10 protein-coding genes are annotated in these 9,385 nt (G+C 74.2%); 5 read left to right on the forward strand and 5 right to left on the reverse strand.

What is annotated here, in order from left to right:
• Positions 1-171: 171 nt before the first annotated feature.
• Complete coding sequence (locus tag ACFVHI_RS26040) at positions 172-1,527, forward strand: DUF6777 domain-containing protein (protein ID WP_380343257.1); 1,356 nt, start codon at positions 172-174, stop codon at positions 1,525-1,527.
• A gap of 76 nt (positions 1,528-1,603) precedes the next feature.
• Here the strand turns inward: ACFVHI_RS26040 and ACFVHI_RS26045 are convergent, their stop codons facing one another.
• Complete coding sequence (locus ACFVHI_RS26045) at positions 1,604-2,047, reverse strand: helix-turn-helix domain-containing protein (RefSeq protein WP_063350649.1); 444 nt, start codon at positions 2,045-2,047, stop codon at positions 1,604-1,606.
• 137 nt (positions 2,048-2,184) lie between these two features.
• On the opposite strand from ACFVHI_RS26045, the gene ACFVHI_RS26050 reads away from it, so the two are divergent.
• Together ACFVHI_RS26050 and ACFVHI_RS26055 are read left to right on the forward strand one after the other, a co-directional pair.
• Positions 2,185-3,432 (forward strand): MFS transporter, encoded by a 1,248-nt coding sequence (locus ACFVHI_RS26050; RefSeq protein WP_380343260.1) that lies wholly within the window; start codon positions 2,185-2,187, stop codon positions 3,430-3,432.
• Positions 3,433-3,572: 140 nt separating this feature from the next.
• Positions 3,573-4,025, forward strand: coding sequence for a hypothetical protein (locus ACFVHI_RS26055; protein ID WP_159398579.1), 453 nt, complete (start codon positions 3,573-3,575; stop codon positions 4,023-4,025).
• A gap of 71 nt (positions 4,026-4,096) precedes the next feature.
• Here ACFVHI_RS26055 and ACFVHI_RS26060 read toward each other — a convergent pair whose 3' ends face one another.
• Positions 4,097-5,692 (reverse strand): LCP family protein, encoded by a 1,596-nt coding sequence (locus ACFVHI_RS26060; protein ID WP_380343263.1) that lies wholly within the window; start codon positions 5,690-5,692, stop codon positions 4,097-4,099.
• Positions 5,685-6,260, reverse strand: a complete 576-nt coding sequence (locus ACFVHI_RS26065; protein WP_380343266.1) for a DUF6542 domain-containing protein — start codon at positions 6,258-6,260, stop codon at positions 5,685-5,687. The genes ACFVHI_RS26060 and ACFVHI_RS26065 overlap by 8 nt, the downstream gene beginning before the upstream one ends.
• Positions 6,261-6,519: 259 nt before the next feature.
• Between ACFVHI_RS26065 and ACFVHI_RS26070 the strand changes: the two genes are divergently transcribed.
• Positions 6,520-6,726, forward strand: coding sequence for an antitoxin (locus ACFVHI_RS26070; protein ID WP_063350645.1), 207 nt, complete (start codon positions 6,520-6,522; stop codon positions 6,724-6,726).
• An 84-nt stretch (positions 6,727-6,810) separates the two neighbouring features.
• Positions 6,811-7,515 carry a lytic transglycosylase domain-containing protein gene (locus ACFVHI_RS26075; protein ID WP_380343269.1) on the forward strand — a complete coding sequence of 235 codons (705 nt, stop codon included), beginning with the start codon at positions 6,811-6,813 and terminating at the stop codon, positions 7,513-7,515.
• A 39-nt stretch (positions 7,516-7,554) separates the two neighbouring features.
• Here ACFVHI_RS26075 and galE read toward each other — a convergent pair whose 3' ends face one another.
• Positions 7,555-8,571 (reverse strand): UDP-glucose 4-epimerase GalE, encoded by a 1,017-nt coding sequence (gene galE, locus ACFVHI_RS26080; RefSeq protein ID WP_380343272.1) that lies wholly within the window; start codon positions 8,569-8,571, stop codon positions 7,555-7,557.
• A gap of 104 nt (positions 8,572-8,675) precedes the next feature.
• Positions 8,676-9,311, reverse strand: coding sequence for a hypothetical protein (locus ACFVHI_RS26085; protein ID WP_380343275.1), 636 nt, complete (start codon positions 9,309-9,311; stop codon positions 8,676-8,678).
• Between the last annotated feature and the right edge of the window lie 74 nt (positions 9,312-9,385).

Genomic DNA, 9,385 nt, shown 5'->3' on the forward strand with positions numbered 1-9,385 from the left:
TTCGGGCCGCCGCCCGGGTCATCCGGCCCTTCCGGGCCTTCCGGGCCTTCCGGGCCTTCCGGGCCTTCCGGGCCGTCTGGTCCATCTGGTCCGTCAGGGCCGTCTGGTCCGTCCTCCGGCGGCGGTCGGGGGCCGCACACGCCGTGGTGGCGCTCCGGGCGGGGGCTCGCGTTGGCCGCCGGCACGCTGGCGGTGGCCGTGGTGGCCACCGTGCTGATCGTGAACAGCCAGGGCGGCGGTCACCACGACACCCTGCCGGCCGCCAACGAGGTGGCCCTCCAGGCCCCGGCCGACCCGGGGCCGGACCCGTTCACCCCATCGGTGGAAACCCAGGGGGTGAGCGCCCCCGCCCCCGCCCAGGAGCCGCAGTCCGGGCCGGCGCCGCAGTCCGCCCAGGCACCGCAGTCCGGGCCGGGCGGCCGGTCCACGGCCGCCTCCCCGGCGGTGATCCACAGCGTCGAGGGCAGCTCCGCCGGGCTGTACGGCGGGACGATGACCAAGCCCAGCTGCGACACCGAGCGCCTGATCGGGATGGTCTCCAGCGGGGACTCCGGCCGCGCCTGGGCCTCCGCCGCGGGCGTCCAGCAGTCCGAGATCCCGTCCTACCTGCGCTCGCTGACCTCGGCCTATCTGCGGGTGGACACCCGGGTCACCAACCACAACTACAAGAGCGGCGCCGTCGCCGAGTACCAGTCCGCGCTCCAGGCCGGCACCGCCGTCCTGGTGGACTCCCAGGGCGTGCCCCGGGTGCGCTGCTCCTGCGGCAACCCGCTGAAGCCGCCGGTGCTGGTGAGCGACGCCAAGTACACCGGGAAGGCATGGGCCGGCTTCCACCCGACCACGCTGGTCGTCGTGGTGCCCGCGCCGCAGCCGGTGACCGAGATCATCCTGGTGAACATCGAGACGGGCGGCTGGTTCTCCCGCCTGACCGGGCGGATCGACGTGGTCGACCGGAACGTCGGACCGCCCAAGGGGCCGCTGGCGCCAGGCGTCCCGCCGCCGGGGAAGATGACGCCCACCACGCCGGCGGGCACGGCCTCGACGTCGCACTCGACCTCCGCCTCGCCCTCCGGGGCCACCTCCGGGGCGACCTCCGGGTCCGGCTCGGCGACGACCTCGGGTTCGACCTCGTCCGGGGCGACCCCCTCGGGGGCCACGTCCTCCGGAGCGACCTCGTCCGGGGCGACGTCCTCGGGCGCCTCGACCGGGACGGGCTCCGCCTCGGCAACGTCGTCCACCTCCTCGGGCACCCCGACCGGGACGACCAAGACGACCGGGTCCTCGACCGGCTCGTCCACGGGGTCGTCCGCAGGCTCCTCGACGGGGTCGTCCACGGGCTCGTCCACGGGTTCGTCCACCACCAAGACGCCGACCCAGACCCCGACCCAGACGCCGAGCACCAAGGCCCCGGCGACCACGACCGGTTCCACCACCAACGGCACCACCAACGGCACCGCCCCCGGCACCACCGCGACGGCCACCGAACCCCCGAAGACCGCTACGGCCGGGAGCGCCACCCCCAGCTGATCCGCCCGACTCCCCCGCACCACCCGCCACTACCCGCCGCCACCGGCCGCCCGTCCGCCGGTGGCGGCGGCGCGTCTCAGGGCAGCAGCACCTCGGCGTCCTCGGGCCCCAGCACCCGGCCGCCGGCCGCGCGGACCTCCATCGCCTCGATCGGCGCGCCCGTCCCGCGTTCCACCAGCCGGGCGCGCGGCTCGCCCTCCGCGAAGAACCACTGGTCGCCCCACTGCCGCAGCGCGGTGATCACGGGGAAGAGGGCGCGCCCCTTCTCGGTCAGCACGTACTCCTGGTACGGGCTGCCGTCGGCGGCCGGCGCGAGCTCGAACACCCCGTTGGCGACCAGGTTGGTGAGGCGGGCCGAGAGGATGTTCCTGGCGAGGCCCAGGTTCTTCTGGAACTGCCCGAAGCGGCGCAGCCCGTCGAAGGCGTCGCGCACGATCAGCAGCGTCCAGCCGTCGCCGACGACGTCGAGCGGGCGGGCGACCGGGCAGGTCGACTCCTCGTGCGTGGTGCGCTTCGGCACTTCTCCCACCTTCCACCGGTCGGCGCCCAGCCTAGCGGCGAGTCGCGTGGTTGCTTATTGAAACCACATTATGCCAGGGTGGCGTGGTAGCACTTTGAAACCAGTCCGGCCGTGCCCGCCACCAGGAAGTCCCGCCCATGACCTCGCCCACCCGCGCCACCGCCGTCACCGCCGCCGAAGCGCCCCCACGCGGCCTGCCACCCGCCGCCGCCTGGCTCCTCTCCGTCGCCTGCGGCCTCGCCGTCGCCAACGTCTACTACTCACAGCCCCTGCTCGACCTCATCGCCGCGGACTACGGCATCGACCCGGCCACCATCGGGCTCGTCGGCACCCTCACCCAGACGGGCTACGCGCTCGGCCTGCTGCTGCTCGTCCCGCTCGGCGACCGCGTCAACCGCCGCACCCTCACCACCGCTCAGCTCGGGCTCTCCGTGCTCGCCCTCGCCGCCGTCGCGCTCGCCCCCTCCGCGCCGCTGATGCTCGCCGCGATGGCCGCCGTCGGAGTCCTCGCGGTGGTCGCCCAGGTCGTCGTCGCGTACGCGGCCTCGCTCGCCGCGCCAGCCGACCGGGGCCGGGTGGTCGGTACCGTCACCAGCGGCATCGTGGTCGGCATCCTGCTCGCCCGCACCGTCGCCGGCACCATCGGCGACCTGGCCGGCTGGCGCGCCGTCTACGTGGTGTCCGCCGTCGCCACCGGCGCGATGGCCCTCGCCGTCGCGGTCGTCCTCCCGGCCGAACGTCACCGGCCGTCGGCACCGACCGGGCATACCTCGCAGACCTCGCAGACCGCACGGATCAGCTACCCCCGGCTGATCGGCTCGGTGTTCACCCTCTTCGCCGAGGAGCCCGTGCTCCGCGCCCGGGCGGTCCTCGCGCTGCTCACCTTCACCTCCATCACCGTCCTGCTCACCCCGATGGTGCTCCCGCTCGCCGCCCCGCCGTTCAGTCTCAGCCACACCCAGATCGGGCTGTTCGGCCTGGCCGGCGCCGCCGGAGCCCTGGGTGCCGGCCGCGCGGGCCGGCAGGCCGACCGCGGCCGGGCCGAACACACCGCCGGCATCGGCCTGTTGGCCATGCTCGCCGCCTGGATCCCGGCGGCCCTGCTGCCGCGCTCGGCGTGGTGGCTGGTGCTCGCCATGGTGGTGATCGACTACGGCCTGCAGTCCGTGCACGTGGTCAACCAGCACCTGCTGTACCAGGTCCGCCCCGAGGCGCAGAGCCGGCTCACCGCCGGGTACATGCTCCTCTACTCCGCCGGCTGTGCGGCGGGCGCGATCGGCTCCACCCTCGTCTACGAGCACTGGGGCTGGACGGCCGTCTGCCTCCTCGGCGCGGCCACCAGTCTGGCCGCACTGCTCTACTGGCTTGCCAGGAAGCAGAATTGACGAAGCCTCGGAACGGCTCCTCGCCCTGATCCGGCGGCGTCCGCGCCAGGCCGTCGGCGAGGTCCACCGCCGTGTCGCTCTCGAAGGGGGCGGCGCCCCGGCCACCGACGGCGCGTCACGGGGCGGGTATCGTCCGGGCCATGAAGGCAGTGTTACGCCGGGTGTGGTCCCTTCCGTTGGCGGGCGCGGTGGTCTCGCTGCTGGTGCTCTGCTGGAGCCTGTTCGCCGCGTCCGCGCAGTGGCGGGCCGCGAGCCGGATAGACGCCGCGCCGCTGCGGGTCGACGGGACGGTCAGCGCCGTGGCCCTGCGCAAGGGCGGCTGGCTCTACACCATCACCTACCGGGCGGGGGATCGCGACTACCGCACGTCGGCGCTCGGCCTCAAACGGGTCGAGAAGCCGCACGTCGGGATGACCGTCCCCCTGGAGGCGGCGGCGGACGACCCGGCCACCGTGCGCGTGGCCGGCGACCACTACCCCAACGACGACATGCCCGCGACCTACGTGCTGGCCGCGGTGGGCGCCACGGCGGTCCTGCTGTGGCTGGTCGGCCTGCTCGTCCAGCGCGCCCGGGGCCGGACTCTCCTCCCGTGACGCCCGTTCGGCCGCCGGGCCGGTTCGCCCACCGCCTCGTGGGTGCGGCCGCGCGGCGCCCGCCGCCCCCGTCAGTCCACGCAGGGGATGCCGCCGGCCTTGACGGCGGGGCCCTGCATGGGGAGGCCGGCGGCGGGGTCGGTGGCCGCGTCGCCCGGCCCGGTGGTGGCGGCGGCGGAGGGGCTGGGGGTGCGGGTGACGGCGAGGGTGACGACGATGTGGCCGGGGGCGACGACGGCGGCCGCGGTGGCGGTGACGCCGTAGCGGGTGGCGAGCTGCTGGGCGTCGGCCTTGGCGCCGCTGCCGTAGGTGACGGTGGTGGCCCTGGTCCTGGCGGCGGCGTCGCCGATCCTCCCCGGCTGGTAGCCGAGTTCGGCGAGGGCCTTGGACTCGGTGGCGGCCGCGCCGGCGCCCGCGACGGCGTTGACGTCCACGACGGCCCTGGTCGCGGTCGGGGAGGCGGCGGACGGCGAGGGGGTGGCGGTCTCGGCGGCCGTCTCGGTGGGCGCGGGGACGGCCTGGACGGGGGCCGGCTCGCGGTTGAACAGCTGCCGGACGATCTTCTTGATCAGCTCCGGGTTGACGGTGTTGACCTCCTGGCCGCCGACGGTCTTGAACCCGGTGATCGGCAGGGTGTTGAACTCGACGTTCCCGCCGGTGAGGTTGGGCGCCTGCTGGGCGAAGTCGAGGATGTTCCACTCGTTGTCGATGACGACGTCCTTCTTCACCACTCCGAACAGCTTCTGCATCTGCCCGAAGTCGTTGAGGATGCCCTGCTGCTTGAGCCGGTACTCGACGGAGGAGATGAACGCCTGCTGCCGGTGTGTGCGGTCGAGGTCGCCGTTGGCGAGGTGGTGGCGCTGGCGGACGAAGGAGAGGGCCTGGGCGGCGTTGAGGGAGCTGATGCCGGCGGGGAGCTTGAGGCCGGTGCCACCGCCCTCGTGGGCGGCGGTGCGGGCGGTGATCGGGTCGTCGACGGGGTGGTTGAGGCAGACCTGGATCGGCTCGACGGCCTTGGCGATGTCGTAGAAGCCGATCAGGTTGACCTCGGCGAAGTGGTCGATCGGGACGTCGAGGAAGCCCTGCACGGTCTGGATGGTGGCGGAGCGTCCGGCTTCGCGGCTCTGCCGCTCCAGGTCGGCCTTGGAGAGCCCCTTGCCGGCGAGTTTCTGCTCGGCGGCCACCTTGGCGATGCCGTAGGCCTCCTTGATCTTGTGCATCTTGCCGTCGGCGCCGAGGGTCTGCACGTAGTCGTCGCGCGGGACGGACAGCGCAGTGACCTTGCCACCGTTGGCCGGGATGTGCAGGACGATCAGGGCGTTGGTGTTGTAGCCGCCGATCTCGCTCGACCCGGCGTGCAGTTCGTCCTCGACGAACTGCTTGGGCAGGTCGTTGCCGTCCATGTCCTTGCGGCTGTCGAGGCCGATCAGCAGCAGGTTGACGGACTTGTCGAGGTGGGGCGGGGCGTTCTTCTTGGCCTCGCTCAGCGCGGTGGACTTGGTCATGCCGTCGTCGAGGCTGCGGTACTCGTACCAGGTGAAGCCGCTGGCGCCGAGGACGGCGATGGAGACGGTGCAGGCGAGCGTGCGCCCGGCGACGGTCAGCGGGGCGGGGCCGCGGCGCGGGGCGCGGCCGCGCGGGCGGAGGCGGGCGGCGCGTTCAGCCACGACGGCTCCTTCCGGCCGGGGTGCCCGCCCTGCGGAGCCGTCGGCGATCGAGCGCGATGCGGACCGCGACGACCAGCAGCGCGACCCCCACCGCCGCCGCCATCACCGGGAACGCCCCCACCACCCACCGCAGCGCGCCGGTGCCGAGCTGCTTGCCCTGGTACGCGTCCCGGTTCGCCAGGTACTCGATGCCGGCGGCGCCGAGCAGCACCACGAGCGGGGCCGCGGTGACGACCCACCAGCGGCCGGCCCGGCTGCACAGCGCCGCCGCGGCGCCCGTCCCGCCGACCGCACCGACCGCGAAGAGCACGCCGACGCCGGGGCCCCCGAGCTCGTCCGCGACACCGCCGAGGACGGGCAGGCCGACGGCGGTGAGCAGCACCGGCAGCCGGCCGCCCCGGCGGGCCTGCGGCCGGCGGCGGGAGGCCGCGGGCCGTGGCGGGCGGGCGGCGGGCGGCGCGGCGGGCTCCGCCGGGGCGGCCTCGCGCGAGCGCTGCGCGGGCAGGGCGGGGTCCTCGGTGCGCGGTCCCGCGTCCTGGTACGGCGTTCTCGCCCGCTGGCCGGCCATGCGCACTTCCCTCGCTCGTTTCGGCTGCCGCGGCGCGTGCGCGCCGCTGTGCGTGCCGGGACGCGTTCCGTCCTGGTGGCGGTTCCCAACTTCTACATGGCTGTAGAAGTTGGGCTGGAGCATACAAACCCATTCCAGCAAAGTCACCCGCCGTCCTTCGGCAGCGGCCGAGCGCCTGGTGGGCCGTCGTTAGGATGGTCATGATCCCCCGCCACGTCGGCACACCATCAGGAACGCGTCAGAGGAGCAGAGCGTCACCATGTTTGAGAGTCTGAAGAACCTCGCGGACAAGGCCACCGACCTCGCCCGCGAGCACAGCGGCGTGCTCGGGCAGGGCCTGGACAAGGTCGGCGACGTGATCGACGACCGCACGGACGGCAAGTACAGCGGCCAGATCGACACCGGCGTCGAGAAGGCCAAGGGCTTCCTGCGCAACCTCGACGGCGAGCAGAAGCCGGCCGAGTAGCCTGCCACCGGGCACGGTCGCCGGCACGATCGGCAGTACGACGGTCGAACAAGGGCACGGGCACACGGGGAGGGGTCGGCAGCGATGAGCGAGGGGCAACAGGGGTCGCGCTGGGGGCGCTGGCTGGTCGTCGGCATACTCGTCGCGGCCGGGTGGGGCATCGTCCACGGCGGTGACCACCCCACCACGGCGTCGTCCGACGCCTCCCCGTCGGCGACCCCCTCCCCGGACGGTGCCGGGCCCTCCGCGTCCGCCCCGTCCGCGTCCGCCTCGACCGCGCCGTCGAAGCCGTCGAAGCCGTCCGGCCGCTACGACCCCGCCGACTACGCGGCCCCGGTACGCCGGTACGCCGCCGAGGCCGGGGTCAACCCGCAGCTGCTGATGGCGATCCTCTACAACGAGTCGTACAAGCCGCACGACCCGGAGCTCGAACGGGCCTGGCAGCGCGGCAAGCCCGAAGCCTCGTTCGGCATCGCCAACATGCACCGCGCCGCCTTCGACGACACCAAACCCGGCCGCCCCTTCGCCGACCGCCAGTGGGAGGAGCTGCCGGACGACCGCGACCTGGCCGTCCAGGCGGCCGCCTGGCACCTGCACGACCTGGCCGGGCAGCTCCCGGCACGGCCGAGCGCGCCACTGAACCACGACGAGCTCCTCGCCCTCGGCTACAACGCCGGCGCGGGCAACATGCTGGCCTTCGCCCGGGGGGTCAAGGTGGGCTCCCAGGCGCAGTCCTACCTCGACCGGCTGCACGACAACTGGGCCAAGTCCGGCACGGCCGTCCAGTAGCGCGGCCGCCCCCGGGGGCGGGGGCGGCCGCGCCGGGAATCAGCTGGCGTCGAGGCGGGCGGCCCACTGCGCGCGCCAGGCCAGCGCGTCGGCGACCCCCTCGGCGATGCCCCGCCGCGGCTGCCAGCCGAGCAGTTCGCGGGCGGTGTCGACTGCCGCGTAGCAGCCGATCACGTCGCCCGGCCGGGGGCCCGCCTCGCGGACGTCGAGCGTCGCGCCGACGGCCCGCTCGAAGGCGGCGATCAGCTCGCGCACGGTGGTGCCGTCGCCCGTGCCGACGTTGATGACCCGGTAGCGGTCCTCGGCGCCCTCGGCGATCACCTCGTCGAAGCGGAGCAGCGCCGCGACGTGCGCCTCGGCGAGGTCCCGCACGTGGACGTAGTCGCGGATGCCGGAGCCGTCCCTGGTCGCCCAGTCGACGCCGGTGACGGTGAACGGGGTGCCGTTGGTGTGCGCCTCGATCAGCTTGCCCAGGGCGTGGCTGGGGTTGAGGTCCTGGAGCCCGCTGCGCAGTCGCGGGTCAGCGCCGATCGGGTTGAAGTAGCGCAGGGAGATGACCCGCTGCCGCTCGGCGCCCTCCCCCCTGGTCCAGTCCTGGAGCACCTGCTCCATCATCAGCTTGGTGCGCGCGTAGGGGCTGTTGGCCTCGACCGGGCTGCTCTCGTCGACCCGCGCGTCCGGGGTGGGCGCGTAGATGGAGGCGGAGCTGCTGAAGACGACGCGGGTGCAGCCGTGGCGCTGGAGGGCGTCGAGCAGTTCGATGGTCTTGCCGACGTTCTCCCGGTAGTAGTACAGCGGCCTGGCCACCGAGTCCGGGACGACGATCCTGGCCGCGCAGTGCACGGCGGCGTCGATGTCCGGGTGCTCGGCGAAGATCCGGTCGAGCAGGGCCACATCGGCGACGTCGCCCTGGTAGAACACCTTGCCCTCGACGAACTCGGCCCGGCCCTTGGACAGGTCGTCCAGGATGACCGGGGTGATGCCCTGGTCGAGGAGGGCGAACACCACCGAACTGCCGATGAATCCCGCGCCGCCGGTGATCAGGACCTTCTTCATGCGCGGACGCTCCCTTGCGGTCGGCCGGGCGCCCGGTGGCGCCCGGTGACCTTTGGGACGGTGGTTCGCGCTCGATGGTTCCGTCGGCGGGCTCAGCGGTGGGCTCAGCGGTGGGGGCGGCGGCGGAGCCAGAAGCCGGTGGCGACCAGCACGACGGCCGCGACGGCGGTGCCGATCGCGGCCCAGGTGGCGGCGTCGGGCGTGGTGTCGGAGGGGGTGTCGCGGGCGGCGGAGCGGGCCCGGGCGGCGCTGTCGGCGGCCGCCGGGGCGGTGGGGGCCGTGGGTGTGGCCGTGGGAGCGGGCGCGGGTATCGGGGCCGAGGCGCCGGTCGTCGCACCCGTCGCCCCCGGCAGTGGAGGATCGCCGATCACCGCGGCCTCGACGTCGAGTTCACCCTCGCCGTGCCCCGGCGAGGGAAACGCGCAGTCGACGCTCACCCGCCAGTGCCCGGCCGGGAGGATCTCCCGGGTGGTGTACGTCCCCGGCTCGCCCGGGACGGCGACCAGGCGCCAGGGGCCGACCGTGCGACCGTCGGTGGCCGTCGCGGCCAGCGTGCCGGTGAACTCCCCGGTGACCGGGTCGTGGTCGTTCTCCCAGGTGGCAACGGTGCTGACGCGGCCGTTCCGCTGGCCGGAGACGTCCAGGTGGACGGTGTCGCCGTGGGCGGCGACCGGCACGGCGGCGGGCAGCACGGCCGCACCGGCGAGGGCGAGGGCGGCGACGAAGGGTCGGGTTCGCATGGCGGGCAATCCTCGTGAGGGGTGAGGGGCAGGGAGCGGTGACGCCGGGTGCGGGCGCCACCGGGTGGTGGTGG

Origin of the sequence: Kitasatospora sp. NPDC127121 (assembly GCF_042677305.1) — a bacterium.
Lineage (GTDB): Bacteria > Actinomycetota > Actinomycetes > Streptomycetales > Streptomycetaceae > Kitasatospora.

What these genes read in the sequence shown, in the direction of transcription:
- ACFVHI_RS26065 (WP_380343266.1), bottom strand. Translation starts at nt 6,260, where the DNA reads ATGGCCGGCCAGCGGGCGAGAACGCCGTACCAGGACGCGGGACCGCGC.
- ACFVHI_RS26055 (WP_159398579.1), top strand. Translation starts at nt 3,573, where the DNA reads ATGAAGGCAGTGTTACGCCGGGTGTGGTCCCTTCCGTTGGCGGGCGCG.
- ACFVHI_RS26050 (WP_380343260.1), top strand. Translation starts at nt 2,185, where the DNA reads ATGACCTCGCCCACCCGCGCCACCGCCGTCACCGCCGCCGAAGCGCCC.
- ACFVHI_RS26075 (WP_380343269.1), top strand. Translation starts at nt 6,811, where the DNA reads ATGAGCGAGGGGCAACAGGGGTCGCGCTGGGGGCGCTGGCTGGTCGTC.
- galE (WP_380343272.1), bottom strand. Translation starts at nt 8,571, where the DNA reads ATGAAGAAGGTCCTGATCACCGGCGGCGCGGGATTCATCGGCAGTTCG.
- ACFVHI_RS26070 (WP_063350645.1), top strand. Translation starts at nt 6,520, where the DNA reads ATGTTTGAGAGTCTGAAGAACCTCGCGGACAAGGCCACCGACCTCGCC.
- ACFVHI_RS26085 (WP_380343275.1), bottom strand. Translation starts at nt 9,311, where the DNA reads ATGCGAACCCGACCCTTCGTCGCCGCCCTCGCCCTCGCCGGTGCGGCC.